Raw genomic sequence first — 22,560 nt, forward strand, 5'->3', positions numbered from 1 at the left:
CAACTTGGCGAGCCCGAGTATATCAGCGGGCGGTGACCGGCGCATTCACGCGCCGGTCGCCGCGGCGTGGGTGGTGTGCCGCGTCGCTCAGTCGTAGGCGACGATCTCCACCCAGTTGGCCTGGTTGCCGGCCGGGGCGTCGCTGACATGGCTCAATCGGCCGTCGCTATCGTCGATTCGGTAGAGCGCGAGGTGATCGCTCAGCTCGCCGGCGGCGATGAGATAGCCACCCAGCGGGTCGATCTCGAAGCCGCGGGGTCGAGAGACGGTCTCCACGCTCTCGATGAAGCGCGCCGCACCGGTATTGGGGTCGACGGCGAGGACGTTCAGCGTGCTGCTGGTGCGCTCGGACACGTAGAGGTGGCGACCGTTGGGGCTGACGTGAAGATCGGCGGCCCAGATGCGCGGCGTATCATCGCCTTCGGGAATGTCCTGCTGGCGCATGCCGTGGGCCAGAGAGCTGCCCTCTGCGATGCCTGGACACACGCTGAGCTCAGTGAGCTGGCCGCTTTCGGCATCGAAGGCGAACGTCGTCACGTCGGCCGAGAACTCGCCGAGCACGTAGATGAAGCGCCCGCAGGGGGAGAAGACGAGGTGGCGAGGCCCTTCGGCCTGTGCGGTGTCGATCCTTGGGGGATCGTTGGGCGCGAGCGTGCCATCGAAATGGAACTGCTCGATATGATCGTCGCCCAGGCTAGTGGCGAAGGCGTAACGGTTGTCCGGCGAGGTGAGAATGGCATGGGCGTGAGTACCGACTTCCACGGTCTGCGTGGCATCGCCGGCCACCCCGTCGGCGTCGATGGGGCTCACGCTGACGCAGCTGTCGCCGTAGGAGGCGGCGAGCAGATAACGCCCGCTGCGGTCGACGGCGATGTAGGCCATGCTCCCCTGGAGCGCGCCGCTGCCGAGCGGGGTGAGGTCGCCGCTGTCGGGATCGATCCGGTAGCTCAGCACGCGCAGCGGTTCGCTACGAACCGCTGCGTAGAGAAAACGCTGGTCGGGGCTCACCGCCAGCGGCATGACGTTGTTGCCGGCCTCTGTGGTGCCCAGCGACTCGAGCTTCTCGGTCTGGCGGTCGAAGCGGTAGCGGCCGATGGTGCCGTCACCGGCATTGGCGACGAAAACGAGCGTATCGCGCTCGGGGGCGGTAGACATGATGAAGGCTCTCCCTGTCGATGAGTGGGGCGATGGACCCGGTTATGATACTGGCCCGTCGATAGAGGGCCGTACCGAGGGCGGGCATGGCCCCGAACGATATCGGTCCCGATATCAGCAGGCTCGTTGTAGCACCGCGAGCGGGGTAGCGTCGATCAAGCGTCGCCGCGTCGCGGCACTGTTGACTGCGGATCAGCGTTCGCGTGAGCGCCGTTTTTCGAGTTTGGCCTGGAGTAGCCCGAGAATGGCGCGCTCGTCGGGGCTCGTCAGATCGTCGTCGTTTTCGATCTCGGTCTCGACCAGCTTGCGAAAGTGCTCGAGCGTGCGGCCGTCGAGATAGCTCTCCACCACCCGTGGATCGATGTAGCTCGCCTTGGCGATGCTCGGCGTGTTGCCGAGTTTCTGCGCGACGTGCTCGACCGCCTGGCGCACGTTCTTCTCGCTGACTTTTTCGTCGTCGCCGACACCGAACTCCTCGAGCGCCAGCGCGGCCAGCGAGGTGCCGGCCCAGGTCCGGAAATCCTTGGCGCTGAAGCGCTCGCCCATCACTTCGTGGATGTAGTCGTTGAGGTCGTGGCTGTCGACGCGGACCTTGTTGCCGTCCTCATCGAAGTACTTGAAGATCTCGTAGCCCGGCACGTCGTCCAGTTCGCCGACGATCTCGGCGAGCTTGTCGTCTTCTACCACGCGGTGCTGGTGCTGCCCGCTCTTGCCCTGGTAGTCGAAGATCAGCTCGTCACCCTCGATGGTGAGATGCTTGGAGCGCATGGTGGTCAGCCCGTAGGACTCGTTCTCCTGGCGGTAGCGCTCGCTGCCGGGGCGGAAATAGGCGCTGTCGATCAGTCGCACCATACAGGCGAGCACTTTCTCCCGCGGCAGCCCCTCGAGCGTCATGTGCTGACCGGTGATACGTCGCATCGGCGTCAGTCGCCCGGCGAACTCGACGATACGATCGAACTTCAGGGCCTCGCGTTTCTCCCGCCATTTGGCGTTGTAGACGTACTGCTTGCGCCCGGCCGAGTCGCGGCCCGTGGCGTGAATATGGTGGCGCTCGTCGAGCACGATCTCGACGTCGTGCCACGCCGGTGGAATCGCCAATGAGGCGATCCACTTCCGCCACGCCTTGTCCTTGAGCGTCTCGCCGTCGGCATAGCGGTAGGTAAACCCCTTGCCGGAACGCTTGCGCGTCACGCGGGGAGCATCATTGGTCATGGCAAACTCCTTTTGCCTTGGCCCGAAAGCGGTGGAAAACCGAATCAGCATAGTTCACTGGCACACGTATAGACGGCGCGTGAGCATTGGCGCGTCTGAGTATCGCCGTGCACGCGCTTCGGTACGCGCGACTCTCGTCGTCGCGCCGGGCCCAAGGCGAAGCGGGGCAGGGCGCGCGCGGGCTCGTTTCGGCTAGACTCGGGAAGCATTTCGACGAGGAAGAGAGTCATGATCGGGCGAGTTCAATGGATTTGGCACCGGTTGCACCGGTCGCTGTGGTACCGCGCGACGATCTATTCGTTGGCCGGCGTCGCGACGGCGCTGATCGCCTGGCTCGCGACGCCGTGGCTCGAGGTGCCGTCGATCCTGAAAGTGGGGGCGACCGCCGTCGACGACATTCTCAACATCATCGCCTCGAGCATGCTGGCGGTGACGACCTTCTCGCTCAGCGCGATGGTCACCGCCTACGGCTCGGCGACCAGCAACGTGAGCCCCCGGGCGACGCTACTGCTGATCGAGGATCGAGTCACCCAGAACACGCTGGCGACCTTCATCGGCGCGTTTCTCTTCAGCCTGGTGGGTATCGTGGCGCTGGCAGCCGGGATCTACGACGCGGACGGTCGTACGCTGCTGTTCGGCGCCACGCTGGTGGTGATCGTGCTGGTGGTCTATCAGCTGATCAAGTGGGCGGGGTATCTCACTCGACTGGGGCGGGTGAGGGACACGATCGCCAAGATAGAAAGAGCGGCGAGCGATGCCTTCAAGACGCGCATCGACAACCCACACCTCGGCGGCCAGGCGACGCCGCCATCGCTGCCGCAGGGGCTCTCGCCGGTGCGCGCCGGCAAGATCGGCTATATCCAGCACATCGACATGAAGCGTCTCGGCACGCTGGCGAACGACAGCGCGCAGGCGATCTACGTGCGGGAACTGCCCGGCAAGTACGTCGATGAGACGACCGTGCTGGCGCTGACCGGGCCGCTCGACGACGAGCGCGCCGACAAGATCGCGGCGGCCTTCACCATCGGCCCGTCGCGACGCTACGAGCAGGATCCGCGCTTCGGCATCATCGTGCTCGCCGAGGTGGCCTCGAAGGCCCTTTCGCCGGGGATCAACGACTCCGGTACGGCCATCGACGTCATCGGCTGCGGCGTTCGCGTCCTGACGCCCTGGGTTCGTCACGCCGCCGACGGCATCGATGAGGTCGACCAGCCCGTCGCTCACGTCTACGTCGATCCGCTGCGCTCCGAGGACATCTTCGACGACTTCTTCACGCCGATCTCCCGCGACGGTGCCTCCGCGGTCGAGATCGGAATCCGCCTTCAGAAAGGGCTGATTTCGCTTGCTGCGGCCGGCGACGACAACGAGCGACAGCTCGCCCGTCGCTACATGCAGCGGGTGGTGCAGCGCTTCGATCAGGGCCTGATCCTCGAAGAGGACAAGGCGCGCGTTCGCGACCTGCTTCGCACCTAACGATTGTCATAAACCTATGCCTTCCAGGCCTAAACTGTTCCAAAAGCGACACTCGACTAGTCGTGAGCGCTGCCAATGTCGCAATGAGATAAAAACGCATGCGTGTAAAGATTGCCGGGATTAGAGTCGAAATCGAGCCGACATAGATCGGAACGGGCCGTCGAACGGGGTATGACGATGGCCCCCGGTGGCTGCCGCGAAGGGCCTTCGAACGGGCCGCTTCTCCGGCGAATCGGGACCAGGGAAACGCCAATAACAATGACCACCGACCTATCCTTGGAGGAGACTAGACATGGCACACCTGCCCGGCTCTGGCGTCGTCCAACACGACGATACCGCCGCCCCCCAGACTCTCGGATTCCTGCTGCTCGACGATTTCACGCTGATTTCGCTGGCGTCGACCATCGAACCGCTGCGCATGGCCAATCAGCTCGCCGGACGGGAGCTCTATCGCTGGTACGTCCTGACGCTCGACGGCACGCCGGTGCGCGCCAGCGACGGCATGCAGATCACCCCGGATGCCGGCGCCCACTCGGCGCTCCAGCTCGACTGGCTGGTGGTCTGTGGCGGCGTGGCGCCGCTGCGCTCGGCGACCCCGTCGCTGGTCGCCTGGCTGCAGAGTCGCGCCCGGCGCGTGCGGCGTATCGGTTCGGTGTGTACCGGTAGCTGGGCGCTGGCGCAGGCCGGCCTGCTCGACGGCTACGAGGCGAGTATCCACTGGGAGTGTCTGGCGGCGATGCAGGAGGCTTATCCGCGGGCGGCCTGGAGCACCCGGCTCTTCTCCATCGATCGCGACCGCTTCACGGCCTCCGGCGGTACCGCGCCGCTGGACATGATGCTCAACCTGATCCGCCGCGATCACGGGCGTGAACTCTCCGCGGCGATTTCGGAGATGTTCATCTGCGAACGGGTGCGCGGTGAAGAGGATCAGCAGCGCGTGCCGCTCAAGCACATGCTGGGCACCACCCAGCCCAAGCTGCTCGAAATCGTGGCGCTGATGGAAGCCAACATCGAAGAGCCGATCGAGCTCGACGCGCTGGCAAGCTACGTCGGCGTCTCCCGGCGCCAGCTCGAGCGACTCTTTCAGCGCCATCTCCACGGCTCGCCGTCGCGCTACTACCTCAAGCTGCGTCTTACCCGGGCGCGCCAGCTGCTCAAGCAGACCTCGCTGCCGATCATCGAGATCGCCTCGGCCTGCGGGTTCGTCTCCACGCCGCACTTCTCCAAGTGCTATCGCGAGACCTTCGGGACGCCACCGCGAGAGGATCGCAACGAGTCGATCCGCTTCCAGCGTCTGTCACCGCTGACCGACCCGAACCTGGCCCACGACTCGCTGCTGCAGATCAGCAGCGCCAGCGTCGCGCTGGACCACGCCCATGGCGAACCCACCTACGCGAGCGTCGCACTGAACTAGCCGGTCACTGCCGTGTCGTCGCCCGTCGTCCGATCGCTCGACTCTCGTTGAGCGATCGGGCGGCGGGCGGCTTCGTATCGGGAGTGCCGACTCGCGCCGCGCTCGCTCGCTTTACGGCAACCCGTCAGATGCCTCCCCCCTGTCGGTCGATATTGCCTCCGTTAAGCGATCGGCGTCCCCATTCCTCCCGCTGCGACAAACCACCGCGATCCGCCTTCAGCGCCCATGACCCCTGGCGTGGGGGTGATCGGTCGTGCCGAATGATAGTTAGCCTGCTCAACTTTTCGCTCCATCGGCCGTTGTCTCGCGTAGGCCGGAGGTACGTGCAAAGCGCCAGTCGCGCACCGCGACGGGGCACAGGCGCTTCCGGCTGCGAGCGACCCGGTCTGCCCCCGGGAGGCACGCCGCCTCACCGCCAGGCTCGCCGTCACGCTCGCGCCACTCACTCTTTTGCAAGGAGCCGTCGATGAACCCCTCGACGCTGATAGGTATCTTCGCCAGCGTGCTGCTTCTGGTGTGCGTTCTCTTCTTTACCGCCGAATCCCCGGACAGCTTCGTCAACCTGCCGGGGCTGGCGCTGGTCGTCACGGGCACGCTGGCGGCGACCTTCATCAGCTACCCGCTCAAGGAAGTGGTTCGCGTCGTGCGACTGGTCGGGGTGGTGTTCCAGCGGGAGAACACCTTCGTTCGAGACGACATCGACGAGCTGGTGGCACTCTCGCGGCTCTGGACCAAGGGCGACGTGCGAGCGGTGGAAAGCGAACTCGAATACGTGCGCAATCCGTTTCTTCGCTCCGGGGTGCAGCTGCTCATCGCCAACACCAAGGAGGATGAGATATTCGACGTGCTGCAGTGGCGCATCACCCGGCTGAAGGCGCAAGAGCAGGCCGACGCGCAGATCTTCCGCACCATGGCGACCTACGCCCCGGCGTTCGGCATGATCGGCACGCTGGTGGGGCTGGTGAACATGCTCGAGGTCATCGACGCGGGCAGTCTGAACATCATCGGCCCGCGCATGGCGGTCGCGCTGCTGACCACCTTCTACGGCATTCTGCTGGCCAATCTGATCTTCAAGCCGATCGCGGTGAAGCTCGAGCGGCGCACCGAGGAGCGCCTGATCACCATGAACATGGTGATGGAAGGGATCTCCCTGATGAGCAAGCGTCGGCTGCCGTCGTTCATCGAGGAGACGCTGAACTCCTTCGTGGTCAGCTATCGCGACGAGATTCGCGATCGCAACGTCAAGCCGCGGCCCACCGCCGGGGCGTCGGCTTCGGCCACCGAGGAGTAACGCCATGCGCCAGCGAGACATGCAGCATCTGCTGACGCCGCCCGCCGCGGCGGCGGCGGAAGACGAAGGCTGGCTGACCAGCTATCTCGATGTGCTCACGCTGCTGCTGACCCTGTTCGTGCTGCTGCTGTCGCTCATCCCGCGGGGGGAGACGACCGATACCCAGGCCGATAGCCGCACCGAGTCTGCCGCGGTGACGCCGCGGGACGCCGGACTCGAGCCGCTCAACGACGGCCTCGAACCGCGGCTGGCGGGCCTCGAGATCGCGGGCGTGCGCGTCATGAAAGGGCAGCAGGGGATCACGCTGCGTATCGACGACGACCTGCTCTTCCCCAGCGGTCAGGCCACCCTGACCGCCGAGGGGCGCGATGTGATCGCCGGTCTCGCCGAGGATATCCAGAGCTTCGACGGTGACATGTCGGTCGAGGGGCACACCGACAGCGTACCGATCGCCACGCGCCGGTTTCCTTCCAACTGGGATCTCTCCGCCGCGCGGGCGATTGCCGTGGTGCGCTACCTCGGCGCGCAGGGCATCGACACCTCGCGGCTACGCGCCATCGGCTACGGCGACACTCGCCCGATGGCGGACAACGCCACGGCAGCCGGCCGCGCGGCCAATCGGCGCGTCGATATCCTGCTGCATCGACAGCCTGGCGCATCGGCAGACGGGTAGCGGGCAGCCGAGGCTAGATGAGCCCCGGCTCCTGGCGCAGACGGGACTGCACCAGGTCGACGAAGGCCCGGGCTCTCGCGGTGATGCCGTGCCGGTCGGGGTGGATGGCGATGATCTCCAGCGGCGCCGGTGTCAGATCGAGGGCGATCTCCAGCAGTTCGCCGGCGTCGATCCACGGCTGGCAGAAATGCCGCGGGATGATCGCAAAGCCGATACCCGCCCGGGCACCGGCGATCAGCAGGGTGGAGCTGTCGACGCGATACCGCGCGGGTACCTTGAGAGAGATCGCCTGGCCCGAGGCGTCAAGGAAGTGCCACGGGTTCGCCTCCAGCGCAGTCAGCGTCGACAGACACGGCAGCGTGGTCAGTTCGTGAATGGACCCGGGGCGGCCGTGCTCGGCGATCACGCTCGGCGCCGCTACCACTACGCTCTCCATCGTCACCAGCGACCGCACCACCATGGCGCTGTCGGCGAGCTTGCCGCGGTGATAGCTGATCGAGACATCGACGTCGCGTTTGACCGGGTCCAGCGGCGCCATGCTGGTGACACAGTCGAGCGCCACGCCGGGGTGCGCGGCCACGAATGCCGCCACGCCGTCGTTGAGCCAGCGAACCGCGAACTCCGACGGAATCGCCACCGTGAGCTTGCCGCTCAGCGCGTCGTCGCTTTCGCCCAGGTCGTTCTCCAGCTCTTCGAGTGCGGCGATCAGGCAGTGCGCGCGTTCGTACAGCCGTCTGCCACTCGGTGTCAGACGGAGGTGGCGCGTGTTGCGCAACACCAGCGGCTGGGCGAGCTCGGTCTCGAACTGGGCGAGCTGGCGGGCGACGGTGGACTTGGGGACGCCGAGCGCTTTCGACGCCGCCAGGATCGAGCCCTGCTCGGCGACGCTGACGAAGATTCTGAGATGATTGAGGTTCATGGTCCTGAATTCGGGAAACTGTTTCCTGACGGCCCGCGTTGAGCGCGGGAGAGTGGCGATCCTAAGGTAGCTGCCATTCCCACGCCCCATTGATGCCGCGACATCGCGGTTTGGCGGGGCGCCACAGGAGGCAGAGCCCATGAACAGTATCGTCGATCTGGACCCCACCGAAACCGGCGAGTGGACCGACGCCCTCGCGTCGCTGATTCGCGTCGGCGGAGAAGAGCGGGCGCGCTTCGTGATCGCCCGGCTGCTCGAGAATCCGGCACTCACCTCGGCGCAGGAAGCGCTCACGACGCCTCATCGCAATACGATCGGCCTCGACGCGCAGCCGGCCTATCCCGGCGACCTGGCGCTGGAGCGCAAGCTGCGCTCGGCGATTCGCTGGAACAGCGTGGCGATGGTGGTGCGTGCCAACGCCAAGGACAAGAGCCTCGGCGGTCATCTGGCGAGCTACATGTCCAGCGCCACGCTCTACGAGGTGGGTTTCAATCACTTCTTCCGCGCCCGCTCCGAGCGTTTCGCCGGCGATCTGATCTACTTCCAGGGCCACATCGCGCCGGGCATCTACGCCCGCTCCTTTCTCGAAGGCCGTCTCGACGAACCCCGGCTGGACAACTTTCGTCAGGAAGTCGGCGGCAGCGGGCTCTCCTCCTATCCGCACCCCTATCTGATGCCGGACTACTGGCAGTTCTCCACCGTCTCGATGGGGCTCGGGCCGATCCAGGCGATCTATCAGGCGCGCCTGATGAAGTATCTGGACCAGCGCGAACTCAAGCCGCTCGAGCAGCGCAAGGTGTGGGCGTTTCTCGGCGATGGCGAGTGCGACGAGCCCGAAACCCTGGGCGCGCTCAATGTCGCCAGTCGCGAGACGCTCGACAACCTCATCTTCGTGGTCAACTGCAATTTGCAGCGCTTGGACGGCCCGGTGCGCGGCAACGCCAGCGTCATGAGCGAACTCGAGCGTTCATTCAAGGGCGCCGGCTGGAATGTCATCAAGGTGGTCTGGGGCGGCGGTTGGGATCGCCTGCTCGAGGCCGATCACGACGGCCTGCTGGGTCGGCGCATGAACGAGGCGGTGGACGGCGAGTACCAGAACTTCAAGGCGCAGGGTGGGGCCTACACCCGGGAGAAGTTCTTCGGCAAGTACGCTGAGCTTGCCGAGCGGGTCGCCTCGATGTCGGATGCAGAGATCCAGAACCTGACCCGCGGCGGGCACGACCCGGAGAAGGTCTACGCCGCCTACCACGCTGCGGTTCAGGGCGGCGACGGCCGCCCCACGGTGATTCTCGCCCACACCGTGAAGGGTTACGGCATGGGCAGCGAACACGGCGAGGCCGACATGGAAGCGCACAACATCAAGACGATGAGCGCCGACGGCCTGCGCGCGCTGCGCGAGCGCTTCGAGCTGCCCATCGACGACGCTGCTCTCGAGGGCGGGGCTCGCGAGTTCGAGGTCATGCCCTACCATCGGCCACCGGACGACAGCGCCGAGATGCGCTATCTGCACGCGCGCCGAGCCGAACTCGGCGGCTATCTGCCGGCCCGCGACACCCACGTCGAGGCGGCGAGCATCCCCGCGCTCGATGACCGGGTCTTCGCCACCCAGACCAAGGGCAGCGGCGAGCGCCAGCTCTCCACGACGATGGCGTTCGTGCGCGTGCTGACCGGGCTGGTGAAGCATAAAACGCTCGGCCCCAAGGTCGTGCCGATCATCCCCGACGAGGCCCGTACCTTCGGCATGGAGGGGCTCTTTCGCCAGCTGGGTATCTACGCCCCGGAGGGGCAGAAGTACGAGCCCGCCGATGCCGGACAGATCATGTTCTACCGCGAGGATCGCAGCGGGCAGATTCTGGAAGAGGGCATCACCGAGGCCGGCGCGATGTCCTCCTGGATCGCGGCGGCGACGGCTTATGCCAACCACGCCACGCCGCTGATCCCGTTCTACATCTACTACGCCATGTTCGGCTTTCAGCGCATCGGCGATCTGGCCTGGGCCGCCGGCGACATGCTCTGCCGCGGCTTCATGATCGGCGGCACGGCGGGGCGCACCACCATCAACGGCGAAGGACTGCAGCACCAGGACGGTCACAGCCACCTGTTCGCCTCCGTCATTCCCAACTGCCGCAGCTACGATCCGACCTACGCCTACGAGGTCGCGGTCATCGTGCGTCACGGTCTGCTGGAGATGGTCGAGCGTCAGAAGGACGTCTTCTTCTATCTGACGGTGATGAACGAGAACTACCCCCATCCGGCGATGCCGGCAGGCTGCGCGGAGGGCATCGTCCGCGGTCTCTACCTGCTCGATGAGGACGACTCGACCGACGCCGAACGTCCCCGCGCCCAGCTCCTGGGCAGCGGTGCCATCCTGCGCGAAGTGGAGGCGGCGGCGAGAATCCTGCGTGAGGAGTATGGCGTCGCCGCCGATGTCTGGAGTGCGACGAGCTTCAACGAGCTGCGCCGCGAGGCGCTGGCCTACGACCGCCAGCGTTTCCTCGCCCCCGGAAAGACGCTCGACAAGCCCTGGGTCACCCGACAGCTGGCCGAACGCGCTGCCGGGCCGGTGATCGCCGCCAGTGACGCCATTCGCCTCTACGCCGATCAGATCCGCGCCTGGGTGCCGAGCGACTATTACGTGCTGGGGACCGACGGGTTCGGCCGCTCCGACACCCGCGAGTCACTGCGCCGTTTTTTCGAGGTGGATCGGTATCACGTCGTCGTGATGACGCTGTCGGCCCTGGTGGAACGTGGCGAACTGACCGCCGAGGTCGTCATCGATGCCCTGGCCCGCTTCGGCATCGACGCCGCCGCTCTCACCCCCTGGGAGCGCTGAAGCCATGGGCAGTGACCGCGTTGGAACGATCGAGGAGAACGACGGCAGTGATGCCGGGGGCGGTGAAAGCCACGGCAGGGAAAGGGGCGGCCGCGTCCACGCCTGCCCCGCCGTGCGCAAGCGGGCGCGCCTGCTCGGGCTCTCGCTCGCAGCCATTCCCGGCCGCGGGCGCAAGGGGCGGATCACGCCGGCGGACGTCGAACGCCATGTCGCCATCAGGTCGGCAGAGCACTCGGCTCGCAGCGACGGCTGATACCTGCCGCGCCGGGCAGTGGCTTCAGCCAAGCACCAGCCGCACCGCGACGATCACCGCGCCGAAAGTCGCGACGCCGGCGATTACCGGCAGGCCCAGCGAGCGGGTGCGCCGCCAGGTCAAAAGCGTCGCGATGAGACCGACGAGCGTGGCGACCCAGCCGGCGGTGTCGGGGACTCGCGGCACCAGCGAGACCCCGAGCACCGCGGCGATCATCATCGGTCCCAGCACCGCGAGCCACGCCGGCATCGACTCCGACCCCTCGCGCTCGCGGGTCTGGCGCAGCCGGCGCTGCATCCAGAGCAGCGGCAGCAGCCGGATGAGATAGGTGCCGAGGGCGCCGGCGAGCAGGGCGATCCAGAGTTCGACGCTCATCGTGAGCGTCCCGGCAGGCGCGGCGAGCGCAGGGTGAAAAAGCAGAATGCGCCGAGACCGGCCGCCAGGGGGATGCCCACGTTGGCCAGCCCGTTCAGGGTAAAGGCGAGCGCTGCCGCCACGCAGACGGTCAGTGCCAGCGCCCAGCGGGGCGAGGTGAAGCGCGGTACCACCAGCACCAGAAAGAGCGCGGGCAGGGCGAAGGGCATCACCTCGCCGAGCAGCGGCCAGCGCGCCGTGAGCCACTCGCCGGCGACGGCACCGAGCAGCGAACCGGCGATCCAGCTCAGCCAGGCGAGCAGCGCCGCGCCGAGAAACCAGCCCACCCGCTGGCGTTCGGGCAGCTGGGGCAGACGGGTGTGGGCCAGCGCGAAGACCTGATCCGTCAGTCCGTGCATCAGCCACGGCCACCAGCGACTCGGCGTTAGCCACGCTGCCAGGTTGGGCGCGTAGACGACGTGGCGCAGATTGATCAGCAGCGTCATCGCCACCACCAGCCACAGCGGGGCGCCGCTCGCCACCATTCCCACGAACAGAAACTGCGAGGCGCCGGCGTAGATCAGCGTCGAGATCGCCAGCGTCTCCAGCACGCCGAACCCCGCCTGCACCGACACCAGGCCGAACGATACCGCCACCGGGATATAGCCGCCGAGCAGCGGTATCGCCTCGCGGATGCCGCGCAGCACGCCCGGAGGCCCGTGGGTCGCGTTCGTCGACGTCTCCGAGCGCGGTGAAGTCATGGCCGACTCTCCTCGCGACGCACCGGGTAGACGATCGTCACCAGCAGGGTGGCGCCGTCGTCGTGCGCCAGATAGCGGTGAGCCTGCCCGGCGTCGAAGGTGAGCCGCCCGCCCGGCGCGAGCGTGCTCGGCGTTTCGACCGGGCCGACGCTGGCGGTGCCGGCGACTAGCTGCACCGTCTCCTCGGTACCCGGGGCGTGTGCCTCGGCGTCGCGTCTCGCACCCGGCGCCAGATGCAGGAGATAGACATCGACGGCCGGCGACCCCGTGCCGCGCTCGACCAGCGTGACCGCAACGCCGGAGTCACCGGTGGGCGAGGCGGCGGTAGCGAACGACGACGGGGTATCGGGCGACGACTGGGTATCGGACGCCGACTGAGTATCGGAATACGACTGGATGTCGGCTGTCGCTTTTGCGATGGGGGCGATCAGGGCGCTGAAGGCCACGTCGAGCTCCCGCGCCAGTCGCCAGAGCGTATCCAGCGTTGGGTTGGCATCTCCGCGCTCGAGGCGCGACAGGCTCGACTTCGCCAGACCGGCCTTCGCCGCCAGACGTGACAGCGACAGCCCCCGGGCCTCCCTGAGCGCCTGTAGATGGGCGCCCAGCGCGCTCGAGGCCTGCAGGTCCACGGACTTCTCCATGCGACGTCCTCGTTTCGTTCTATATATGGAACGTTCTAACCCGGGCTGCTCGGCACGTCAATCGTCGGCGACCGTGGTGCACTGCCCGGCAATCGCCGTGACGCTGCCCGCGGCATCGCCGGAGGGCGGTCCGGCGTGTCGCATTCGAGCCGTGTCGGCGTGTCGCAATGGGACCATTTTCGCTGGCGCAAAAAGAACAGTCGGCTTCGTTTTCGATCCGTGTACGGCCCGGACGGAGGGATATGCTGCCGAAACGGTCGCACCGTCGCTTTCAGGCACACACGGCGCCGACCCTTCGATTCACAACACGACGCCAGCCCAAGGGCGCGCCATCGAGGAGAAGTTTGCATGTCGACGACATCCGTACACGACGACGCCATCGTCATCGACGGTCTGATCATCGCCAAGTGGGATCGCGCCCTGTTCGAGGACATGCGAAAGGGCGGACTCACCGCCGCCAACTGCACGGTCTCCGTGTGGGAGGACTTCGAGGCGACCGTCGACAACATCGTCAGCGTCAACAAGCTGATGCGCGACAACGCCGAGCTGGTGCGTCCCGTGCACACCACCCGCGACATCACCCGCGCCAAGGAAGAGGGCAAGACCGGCATCATTCTGGGCTTTCAGAACGCCTACGCCTTCGAGGACCAGCTCGGCTACATCGAGATCTTCAAGAAGCTCGGCGTCGGCATCACCCAGCTCTGCTACAACACCCAGAATCTGGTGGGTACCGGCTGCTACGAGCGCGACGGCGGCCTCTCCGGTTACGGCCGGGAAGTGATCGCCGAGATGAACCGGGTCGGCATGATGTGCGATCTCTCTCACGTCGGCGCCAAGACCTCCGAAGAGGTGATCCTCGAGTCCCAGAAGCCGGTCTGCTACTCCCACTGCCTGCCGTCCGGTCTCAAGGAACACCCGCGCAACAAGTCGGACGAAGAGCTCAAGTTCATCGCCGATCATGGCGGTTTCGTCGGCGTCACCATGTTCACGCCGTTTCTCAAGGCGGGCGTCAACGCCACCATCGAAGACTACGTCGAAGCGATCGTCTACATCATGAACATCGTCGGCGAGGACGCCATCGGCATCGGCACCGATTTCACCCAGGGCCATGACGAGGCCTTCTTCGAGTGGCTCACCCACGACAAGGGCTATGCGCGTCGTCTGACGCGCTTTGGCGAGATCATCAATCCCAAGGGCATCCGCACCATCGGTGAGTTTCCCAACCTGACCCAGGCGCTGCTGGACCACGGCCTCTCCGAGTCGGTGGTGCGCAAGGTCATGGGGGAGAACTGGATGCGCACTCTTCGCGACGTCTGGGGCGAGTAAGCCGTGACGAGCCGGCTGCGCGTCGCGAATACGGCGTTGAAGTCTGCCGCTCTCTGCTCATGGACAACCACGTCCACTGCGCGATATCGGCAGACTTCGCCTTGTCTTCGATAGCTCGCTCGGCTCCGCGGTGTCGCGGGCGCAATCTTGCTCGTAGCTCGAAGCCCGAAGCTCGAAGCTCGCAGCTCGCAGCTCGCAGCTCGAAGCCCAAGAACAACTTCAGAGGTAACCGACATGACCCAGATGGCCCCCGAACTGCCGATCGACGTCGATAGCGACACCGGTGTCTGGACCACCGATGCGCTGCCGATGCTCTACGTGCCGCGCCATTTCTTCATCAACAACCACGTGGCGATCGAGGAAGCGCTGGGCGTCGAGGCGTACGCCCAGATCCTTTACGACGCGGGCTACAAGTCGGCGTGGCACTGGTGCGAAAAGGAGGCCGAGCTCCACGGTCTGGAAGGCGAGGCGGTGTTCGAGCACTACATGAAGCGTCTCTCGCAGCGCGGCTGGGGGCTGTTCGTCACCGAAGCGATCGACCTCGACGCGGGCACCGCCCGCGTGCGCCTCGAGCATTCGTGCTTCGTCTATCAGCTCGGCAAGACCGGCAAGCGTGAGGAGTACATGTTCACCGGCTGGTTCGCCGGCGCGATGGACCAGATTCTCGAAGCGCGCGGCAACAGCCTGCGCACCGTCGCCGAGCAGACCCAGAGCGGCGCCGAAGAAGGCTGCGAGGTCGGCTACTTCGACGTCTCACCGAAGTAGCCTGCGGGCTGGCCGAGAGAGGCGCGCGAAAGAGACGCGTGCGAAAGCGTAGTGAGGCAGTCGCGGCAGTGCCGCCCAACAAAAATCTTTGAATTCGTGCTGGCCGAGTCCGCTTGACCGACCGCCTGACACCCCGGTCGGTACGGCGGCTCGAACGAGGTGATCCCCATGGCTCATGAAGCCCTGTTCAAGCCGATCCAGATCGGCAACCTGACCATCCGTAACCGCGTGGTCAGCACCGCTCACGCCGAGGTCCACGCCACCGATGGCGGCATGACCACGGATCGCTACGTCAAATACTACGAAGAGAAGTCCAAGGGGGGCTGCGGGCTCTGCATCTGCGGCGGCTCGTCGCCGGTCTCCATCGACAGCCCGCAGCAGTGGTGGAGCTCGGTCAACGTCGCCACCGACCGCATCATTCCCTATTTCCAGAATCTCGCCGACGCGGTGCACAAGCACGGCGGCAAGATCATGATCCAGATCACCCACATGGGCCGACGCTCGCGCTGGGACGGCCACAACTGGTCGACACTACTGTCGCCCTCCGGCGTGCGCGAGCCGGTCCACCGCGCGACCTGCAAGACCATCGAAGAGGAAGAGATCTGGCGCGTCATCAGCGACTTCGCCCAGGGCGCACGGCGGGTCAAGGAGGGCGGGCTCGACGGCTGCGAACTCTCCGCCGTTCACCAGCACTTGATCGACCAGTTCTGGAGCCCGCGGGTCAACAAGCGTACCGACCAGTGGGGCGGCAGCTTCGAGAACCGCATGCGTTTCGGCATGGAAGTGCTCAAGGCGGTCCGCGCCGAGGTAGGCGATGACTTCTGCGTCGGCATGCGCATCTGCGGCGACGAGTTCCACCCGGACGGTCTCTCTCAGGACGACATGAAGCAGATCGCGGCGTACTACGACGCCACCGGCATGGTCGACTTCTTCGGCGTCGTCGGCTCCGGCTGCGACACCCACGACACCCTGGCCAATGTCATCCCCAACATGTCCTACCCGCCGGAGCCATTCCTGCACCTGGCGGCGGGCGTCAAGGAAGTGGTCTCGGTGCCGGTGATCCATGCGCAGAACATCAAGGATCCGACCCAGGCCGAGCGTGTCCTGGAGGGAGGCTACGTCGATCTGGTGGGGATGACCCGGGCGCATATCGCGGACCCGCACATCATCGCCAAGATCAAGGCCGGCGAGACCGACCAGATCCGCCAGTGCGTCGGGGCCAACTACTGCATCGACCGTCAGTATCAGGGGCTCGACGTCCTGTGCATCCAGAACGCGGCGACCTCGCGAGAGTACATGGGCCTGCCGCACATCATCGAGAAGACCACCGGCGCGAAGCGCAAGATCGTGGTGGTCGGCGGAGGGCCCGGCGGTATGGAAGCGGCCCGTGTGGCCGCCGAGCGCGGCCACGATGTCACCCTGTTCGAGGCCGAGCCGCAGCTGGGTGGCCAGATCACGCTGGCGGCCAGGGCCCCGCAGCGCGACCAGATTGCCGGTATCACCCGCTGGTACGAAATGGAACTCGCGCGTCTCGGCGTCGACGTCAAACTCGAGACTCGCGCCGATGACGCCGTCATCCGTGATCTGCAGCCGGACGTCGTGGTGCTCGCCAATGGCGGCCATCCGTTTCTCGAACAGGTCCCGGAATGGGGCTACTCGGACGATCCCGACGAGAGCCTGGTCGTCAGCAGCTGGGACATCCTCTCGGGCAAGGTCGAGCCGGGAAACAACGTGCTGGTCTACGACACCATGTGCGAGTTCGGTGGCATGTCGGCCGCCGACTATCTCGCCAGCAAGGGCGCCACGGTGGAGATCGTCACCGACGACACCAAACCCGGCGTGGCGATTGGCGGCACGACCTTTCCCACCTATTACCGCAGCCTCTACCAGAAGTCGGTGGTGATGACCGGCGACCTGGGACTGCACAAGGTCTACCGCGAAGGTGAGAAGCTCGTGGCGGTGTTCGAAAACGAGTACACCGGCGAGCAGGAGGAGCGCGTGGTCGATCAGGTCGTGATCGAGAACGGTGTGCGTCCGGACGAGTCGCTTTATTACGCGCTCAAGGCGCGTTCGCGGAACCAGGGCCAGATCGACCTGGAAGCGCTCTACGCCGCGACGGCGCAGCCGACGCTGGCCGAGAGCGGCGAGTTTGCTCTCTTCCGGCTGGGCGACTGTGTGGCGCAGCGGAATACGCACGCGGCGATTTATGATGCGCTCCGCCTCTGCAAAGACTTGTGAGCGGAACGGACTGCGCTCGGCGATACAGCGTTGAATCTGTCGTCGCCATGCTCATGAACAACCACTGTGCTGGCAAAGCGATTGCGCTCGATCAGACGTTGTTGAAGCCCGGCTCGCGATGCTCATGGACACCCACGTCCACTGCGCTCGCTCGCCGGCCTTCGCCTAGCCTGACCGTCGCTCATCACGCTTTCTCTTGCATGGTGACGTGATCGGAACGGATCGCGTTGCCATTTTCCGCCACCGACGTGAACCGTTCATGCCGGTGACCGTTTTGGAGAAGCACCATGTTGCAGACGCTACTCCCCATTCTGATCTTTGCAGCACTACTGGTCGGGGCGGCTGGTGCCTGTCGCCGCATCCGGCTGTGGCGTCAGGGCCAGCGCACGCCGATGGTGTGGCGCCGGCTCGCGCTGATGCCCAAGCGCTATCTGAACGACCTGCACCATGTCGTTGCTCGCGACAAGGCGATTGCGCATACCCACGTGGCAACGGCCGGAGGCTATGTCGCCGCGATGGCACTGGCGCTGGTCGTCCACGGTTTCGGCTGGCGCAACCCGATTCTCGGCGGGCTGCTGCTGGCGGCGAGCCTTGTGATGTTCATCGGCACCGTCGCGGTCAATCTGCGCCGTGTGAATCCGCCGCCCAAGCTCTCCAAGGGCCCGTGGCAGCGTCTCTCCAAGAGTCTGATCGCCTATTCGGTCGGCATGTTCCTGATCAGTTTGCCGCTGGTCGGCGTCGCGCCGACCGCTCTCGGCGGCGGCGTGCTGGCGATCGTGCTCGCCGCCGTGCTGGTCTGGGGACTGCTGGAAATGGTGGTCGGCATGGGGTGGGGCGGACCGATGAAGCACGCCTTCGCCGGCTCCTTTCATCTGGCGTTCCACCGGCGCCCCGAGCGGTTCGACGACAATCATGCCGATGTCGGCCACGACGTCCATCGCGGTAGCCGGTCCACCGCGCTGTTCCCGCTGGACCTCACGGCGAAGACGCTGGGCGTGGAGAAGCCCGCCGACTTTCAATGGGAGCAGCTGCTGGGATTCGACGCCTGCGTGCAGTGCGGCCGCTGTCAGAATGTCTGCCCGGCCTACGCGGCGGGGCAGCCGCTCAATCCCAAGAAACTGATTCAGGACATGATCGTCGGGATGGCCGGCGGTTCTGACGCGCACTATGCAGGGTCCGGCTACCCCGGCATCGACGTCGGTAAACATCACGGCGGCCCGTCCGAGCCGATTGTGCCGCAGCTGGTCGAGGCGCAGACGCTCTGGGCCTGCACGACCTGTCGTGCCTGCGTCGAGGAGTGCCCGATGATGATCGAGCATGTCGACGCCATCGTCGACATGCGCCGTTTCATTACGCTGGAGAAGGGCGAAACGCCGGAGAAGGGCGCCGCGGCGCTGGACAACCTGATCGCCACCGACAATCCCGGCGGACTCGACAACGCCTCCCGCCTCGACTGGGCGGCGGATCTGGAGATTCCGCGGATCAAGGATCGCCCCGAAGGTGTCGACGTGCTGCTCTGGCTGGGTGACGGCGCCTTCGACATGCGCAACCAGCGCACCCTGCGCTCGCTGGTCAAGATCCTGCGTGCCGGCGGCGTCGACTTCGCCGTGCTGGGTGACGAAGAGCGGGACAGCGGCGACGTCGCGCGCCGCCTGGGTGACGAGGCGACTTTCCAGCGCCTGGCCGAGCGCAACATCGCCACGCTGGCGCGTTACCGCTTCGCGCGCATCGTCACCGCCGACCCGCATAGTTTCCATGTGCTGGGCCGCGAGTACAGCGCCTTCGGTGGCGACTACCGCGTACTGCACCACTCGACCTTCATCGCCGAGCTCTTCGACGGTGGACGTATCAACGTGGCCGCCCCGACGCAGCCGGAGACCGTCACCTATCACGACCCCTGCTATCTGGGGCGTTACAACGGCGAATTCGCCGCGCCACGGCAGGTGCTCGCTGCGCTGGGTCTGGAAGTCGCCGAGATGGAGCGTTCCGGCTACCGTTCGCGCTGCTGCGGCGGCGGCGGCGGGGCGGCGCTCTCCGACGTGCCCGGCCGCGCGCGCATCCCCGACATGCGCATGGAGGACGTGCGCACGACCGGGGCGACCACCGTCGCCGTCGCCTGCCCGCAGTGCACCGCGATGCTCGAAGGCGTGGTCGAGCCGCGCCCGCGCATTCGGGATCTCGCCGAAATGGTCGCCGACGCCCTGGTGGCAACGGCGCCAGCAGCGACCGTTTCCAGTTCGACGCGCGAGGAGGAACCGGCATGAGCGTCAGACGCATCGACCCCCACGCGGAACGCGCCCGGCGCAATCGGCTGCATCCGCGCCATCACGAATTCGCCCGCCCGGCCTGGCGCTGGACCAGCAGCGAAGGTGTGACACGGGTCAATCCCCACGCGCTCGGGGCGATCGGCCCCAACGGCATCAAGCGCATCGACCGCAGCGGGGCCTCGGTCGAAGCGAGCCCGGTGAGCGCCTCGCAAGCCAGCGCCGAACCGGCGCGGCGTCAGATCGTCATCGATCAGCCCGCGGGGCATGTCGTGGTCGTCCCGGAGCTGCCCGAAGGGCGTCTCGGCGATCACGACAAGGATCTCTTCGGCCTCGCCCGGCAGCTCGCCGACGGCCGGGATCTGGCGGTGACGGCGATCACCTTTCTGAGCGGTGTCACCGGGTTCGAGGACGCCGGCGCCGATCGCGTGGTCGATCTCGCCGCCACGGTTGCCGAAGGCTATGACCCGGAGGCGCGTCTGGCCGCGCTGGTCGCCGTCGAACGCGCTCTCACGCCGCAGCACTGGATCTTCGCCGATGCCCTGCCGGACGGCGGCGATCTCGGTCGCCGGCTCGGCGCGCGGCTTGCGGCTCGGGGTGCCGCCGACGCTCGCCCGGCGACCCGGGTGTGGCAGCTCAACGACGGCAGGACGCTCTCCCGCGCGGGGGATCGTCAGGACATTCTGCGTGACGTCGCCCGTGTGCTGCTGGCCCTGCCCGAATGTGCCGAGCCGGTCAGCGAGACGCGCCACGAAGCGCGGCGCATCGATCTGGCAGCGACCGATGAGGCGTCACCGGTGGCCGGAGACCAGGCCACAACCCTTGGCGTGATCGACCGCGGCCGCGTCGCCGTCGACCCGCAGGAGATTCCGCTTGCCCAGGCGCCGTTCATTCTCTCCGCCGGCCGGGGCGTCTCCGACTGGGAAGGCTATCACCACGCCGCCCGCGTGCTGGGGGCCAGCGAAGGCGCCTCCCGCGTGGCGGTGGACGACGGCTACATGGTGCGGACCCGTCAGGTCGGCGCCACCGGCACCTTCGTCACCGCGAGCTGCTACGTCGCCGTGGGAATCTCCGGGGCGGTGCAGCACCTGCAGGGCATCGCCAAGTGTCAGCGGGTGATCGCGATCAACAACGACCCCAGCTGCGACATGGTCAAACGCGCCGATCTGGCGCTCATCGCCGACGGTGATGCGGTGCTGGCGGCGGTCTGCGAGCGGCTCGGCCAGCCGCGAGATGGCGATGGCGAGTCGTGGCAAACGGAGGAGTCTCAACATGCCGCAGCCTGATGCGAAAGCGCCTTCGCCTCGCGCCGAGGTGAAGGCGGTGGCGCTGGTGTCGAGCGGTCGCCACCCGGTCTCCGGCCGCGCCGGTCGCGCCCGCGAGGACGCGCGCGCCGTCGAGATGGGACTGTCGCTGGCGGGTGCCGATCTCTCGCTGGTGCACGCCGGCGACCCCGAGGATGCGTCGCTGCGGGAGTGTCTGGAAGGATATCTGGGCATGTTCCACGGCCTCGACGACGAGCGCGACGGGGCGCTATCGCTGCTGCCGATGCAAGCGGGCGACGACGCCGTGCCGCTGCTGGCGGCGTGGCTGGAACGCAGCGGCGTGCAGCTGGCGCTCACCGGCCAGCGTGCCGAGTGCGGCGAGGGCTCGGGCATGGTCGGCTATCTGCTGGCGGAGCGGCTGGGCTGGTCGATCGCCACCGGCGTGGCGGCCATCGAGCGCTGCGACGCGCGGAGTGTCACCGTGCTGCAGGCGCTGCCGCAGGGCCAGCGCCGGCGCCTGGAGGTCCGTCTGCCGTGTCTGATCGCCGTCGACAGTGTGGCCGAGGCGCCGCGTCAGAGCGCCTTCGGCCCGGCGCGGCGCGGGCGCATCGACACCGTCGACGATCGGTTGCCAGCGGGGGAAAAGCGTCCCGATGTCGCCAACGTCGACTGGCAGTGGCAGCCGGCAAGGGCGCGGCCCAAGCGGCTCAAGGTGGTGAAGTCGACCAACGCGCGAGATCGCTTCAAGGCCGCCGCGGCCAAGTCCTCGGCGTCCGGCGGGCAGGTCTTGACCGATCTCACGCCGGAGCAGGCCGCGGAGAAACTGATCGACTATCTGCGGGCGGAGAAGATCATCGCCGACACCGGCGAGAGCTCGGCGGGCGAGTCGTAGTCGAATGACGGCCGAGCGAAACGTCGCCGAGCGATGACCGGTGCTCAGTAGTCGAGCAGCTTCGGCATGCGCTCGGCCAGCGACTGGTCGCCGAGTACGATGCGGGCCGGGTCGACGGGATGAAAGGCGCCGTCTCGATAGCGCTCGGCGTGTTCGCGGTCGAACGCCACGATGGGCTCGAGATCGGTCCGGTCGGCGGCGTCAAGGATCATCGGGGTGAGATTGTCGAGAATCCAGTGGCCGCCGTCGTCGCGGCGGTAGCGCAGCACGGCGTGATAGGTGGGCGTCAGCGTATCGTGGGCGGCGAGCAGGTCGAGCCGATCGGAGGCCGTACCGGCCGCCAGCAGGATCTGGTACTTGGCGATGGCGAAGTCCTCGCAGTCGCCGAAGTCGTCTTCGGTCAGCCGGGTGAAGCCCTTCCAGACGTCGCCGGTTTCTTCCTGTTGTCGGGCGGCGTTGTTGACCACGCGATTGACGTAGACGAGGCGGGAGTCGACATCGAGTCGCCGCGCGTTGGCGATGAACGCCGCCCGCGACAGCGTGACCGCCGACGCCGTGGGGTCGTCCCAGTAGGTGAACGGCTGCGCCGAGACGCCACCGCTCGAACCCGCGGCGACGAGAAGGGCGAAGAGCACGCGCCTTCGGCGAAAAGAGAGTAGCGGGCGTCTCATGGCTGGCGGGTGCGCTCCCGGCGAGTCGGCGTTCGATTCAAGAGAGGTTGAAGGCGCGGGGGCACGGCCGCGCCGAGCGAAGCAGCCTAGCGTAGCAGTCGAGGGAGGCGTCGGACGAACAGACGCCTCGCTCAGGGGTAAACCAGCCTATTGGGGAGGA

General features: G+C 66.7%; 19 protein-coding genes. 12 read left to right on the forward strand and 7 right to left on the reverse strand.

Annotated elements, in window-relative coordinates:
* Positions 1–87 precede the first annotated feature (87 nt).
* Both DOM33_RS08580 and DOM33_RS08585 read right to left on the reverse strand, forming a co-directional pair.
* Positions 88–1,155 carry a lactonase family protein gene (locus DOM33_RS08580; RefSeq protein WP_110667912.1) on the reverse strand — a complete coding sequence of 356 codons (1,068 nt, stop codon included), beginning with the start codon at positions 1,153–1,155 and terminating at the stop codon, positions 88–90.
* 192 nt (positions 1,156–1,347) lie between these two features.
* Positions 1,348–2,367: a DNA topoisomerase IB gene (locus DOM33_RS08585; RefSeq protein ID WP_110667914.1), complete on the reverse strand. Its 1,020-nt coding sequence runs from the start codon at positions 2,365–2,367 to the stop codon at positions 1,348–1,350.
* A 228-nt stretch (positions 2,368–2,595) separates the two neighbouring features.
* On the opposite strand from DOM33_RS08585, the gene DOM33_RS08590 reads away from it, so the two are divergent.
* The 4 genes from DOM33_RS08590 (at position 2,596) to DOM33_RS08605 (ending at position 7,218) form a co-directional block, all read left to right on the forward strand.
* Positions 2,596–3,840, forward strand: coding sequence for a DUF2254 domain-containing protein (locus DOM33_RS08590; protein ID WP_110667915.1), 1,245 nt, complete (start codon positions 2,596–2,598; stop codon positions 3,838–3,840).
* Between the two features lie 292 nt (positions 3,841–4,132).
* Positions 4,133–5,254, forward strand: a complete 1,122-nt coding sequence (gene gbdR, locus DOM33_RS08595; protein ID WP_110667917.1) for a choline metabolism transcriptional regulator GbdR — start codon at positions 4,133–4,135, stop codon at positions 5,252–5,254.
* A 466-nt stretch (positions 5,255–5,720) separates the two neighbouring features.
* Entirely contained in the window at positions 5,721–6,545 is an 825-nt protein-coding gene (locus DOM33_RS08600; RefSeq protein ID WP_110667918.1) for a motility protein A, read from the forward strand.
* A 4-nt stretch (positions 6,546–6,549) separates the two neighbouring features.
* On the forward strand, positions 6,550–7,218 hold the full coding sequence (locus DOM33_RS08605; RefSeq protein WP_110667920.1) for an OmpA/MotB family protein: 669 nt from the start codon (positions 6,550–6,552) through the stop codon (positions 7,216–7,218).
* Between the two features lie 13 nt (positions 7,219–7,231).
* On the opposite strand, the gene DOM33_RS08610 is transcribed toward DOM33_RS08605, so the two are convergent.
* A complete protein-coding gene (locus DOM33_RS08610) occupies positions 7,232–8,137 on the reverse strand; it encodes a LysR family transcriptional regulator (protein ID WP_162617939.1) in 906 nt (301 codons plus the stop codon).
* A 139-nt stretch (positions 8,138–8,276) separates the two neighbouring features.
* Here DOM33_RS08610 and aceE point away from each other — a divergent pair, with 139 nt between their 5' ends.
* Positions 8,277–10,970 (forward strand): pyruvate dehydrogenase (acetyl-transferring), homodimeric type, encoded by a 2,694-nt coding sequence (aceE, locus tag DOM33_RS08615; protein WP_110667924.1) that lies wholly within the window; start codon positions 8,277–8,279, stop codon positions 10,968–10,970.
* Positions 10,971–10,974: 4 nt separating this feature from the next.
* Positions 10,975–11,223 (forward strand): E3 binding domain-containing protein, encoded by a 249-nt coding sequence (locus DOM33_RS08620; RefSeq protein ID WP_162617940.1) that lies wholly within the window; start codon positions 10,975–10,977, stop codon positions 11,221–11,223.
* Positions 11,224–11,247: 24 nt separating this feature from the next.
* On the opposite strand, the gene DOM33_RS08625 is transcribed toward DOM33_RS08620, so the two are convergent.
* Genes DOM33_RS08625 through DOM33_RS08635 form a run of 3 tightly spaced genes read right to left on the reverse strand, consistent with a single transcriptional unit; the run spans position 11,248 to position 12,979 of the window.
* Positions 11,248–11,598: an AzlD domain-containing protein gene (locus DOM33_RS08625; protein ID WP_110667927.1), complete on the reverse strand. Its 351-nt coding sequence runs from the start codon at positions 11,596–11,598 to the stop codon at positions 11,248–11,250.
* Positions 11,595–12,338: an AzlC family ABC transporter permease gene (locus tag DOM33_RS08630; protein ID WP_110667929.1), complete on the reverse strand. Its 744-nt coding sequence runs from the start codon at positions 12,336–12,338 to the stop codon at positions 11,595–11,597. The genes DOM33_RS08625 and DOM33_RS08630 overlap by 4 nt, the downstream gene beginning before the upstream one ends.
* Positions 12,335–12,979 carry a helix-turn-helix domain-containing protein gene (locus DOM33_RS08635; RefSeq protein ID WP_239495309.1) on the reverse strand — a complete coding sequence of 215 codons (645 nt, stop codon included), beginning with the start codon at positions 12,977–12,979 and terminating at the stop codon, positions 12,335–12,337. The genes DOM33_RS08630 and DOM33_RS08635 overlap by 4 nt, the downstream gene beginning before the upstream one ends.
* Positions 12,980–13,327: 348 nt before the next feature.
* On the opposite strand from DOM33_RS08635, the gene DOM33_RS08640 reads away from it, so the two are divergent.
* The 6 genes from DOM33_RS08640 (at position 13,328) to DOM33_RS08665 (ending at position 21,729) form a co-directional block, all read left to right on the forward strand.
* Positions 13,328–14,305, forward strand: coding sequence for a dipeptidase (locus DOM33_RS08640; RefSeq protein ID WP_110667931.1), 978 nt, complete (start codon positions 13,328–13,330; stop codon positions 14,303–14,305).
* Positions 14,306–14,539: 234 nt separating this feature from the next.
* Positions 14,540–15,070: a DUF5943 domain-containing protein gene (locus DOM33_RS08645; protein WP_110667932.1), complete on the forward strand. Its 531-nt coding sequence runs from the start codon at positions 14,540–14,542 to the stop codon at positions 15,068–15,070.
* 168 nt (positions 15,071–15,238) lie between these two features.
* On the forward strand, positions 15,239–17,308 hold the full coding sequence (gene dgcA / locus DOM33_RS08650) for a dimethylglycine demethylation protein DgcA (RefSeq protein ID WP_110667934.1): 2,070 nt from the start codon (positions 15,239–15,241) through the stop codon (positions 17,306–17,308).
* Between the two features lie 287 nt (positions 17,309–17,595).
* Entirely contained in the window at positions 17,596–19,572 is a 1,977-nt protein-coding gene (locus DOM33_RS08655; RefSeq protein WP_110667936.1) for a (Fe-S)-binding protein, read from the forward strand.
* Positions 19,569–20,858, forward strand: coding sequence for an electron transfer flavoprotein subunit alpha/FixB family protein (locus DOM33_RS08660; RefSeq protein WP_110667938.1), 1,290 nt, complete (start codon positions 19,569–19,571; stop codon positions 20,856–20,858). The genes DOM33_RS08655 and DOM33_RS08660 overlap by 4 nt, the downstream gene beginning before the upstream one ends.
* Positions 20,845–21,729 carry an electron transfer flavoprotein subunit beta gene (locus DOM33_RS08665; RefSeq protein ID WP_110667940.1) on the forward strand — a complete coding sequence of 295 codons (885 nt, stop codon included), beginning with the start codon at positions 20,845–20,847 and terminating at the stop codon, positions 21,727–21,729. The genes DOM33_RS08660 and DOM33_RS08665 overlap by 14 nt, the downstream gene beginning before the upstream one ends.
* Before the next feature lie 44 nt (positions 21,730–21,773).
* On the opposite strand, the gene DOM33_RS08670 is transcribed toward DOM33_RS08665, so the two are convergent.
* On the reverse strand, positions 21,774–22,364 hold the full coding sequence (locus DOM33_RS08670; RefSeq protein WP_162617941.1) for a transglutaminase-like cysteine peptidase: 591 nt from the start codon (positions 22,362–22,364) through the stop codon (positions 21,774–21,776).
* Between the last annotated feature and the right edge of the window lie 196 nt (positions 22,365–22,560).

The sequence above is a fragment of the Salinicola halophilus genome, from assembly GCF_003206155.1.
In the GTDB taxonomy this organism is placed as follows: Bacteria; Pseudomonadota; Gammaproteobacteria; order Pseudomonadales; family Halomonadaceae; genus Salinicola; species Salinicola halophilus.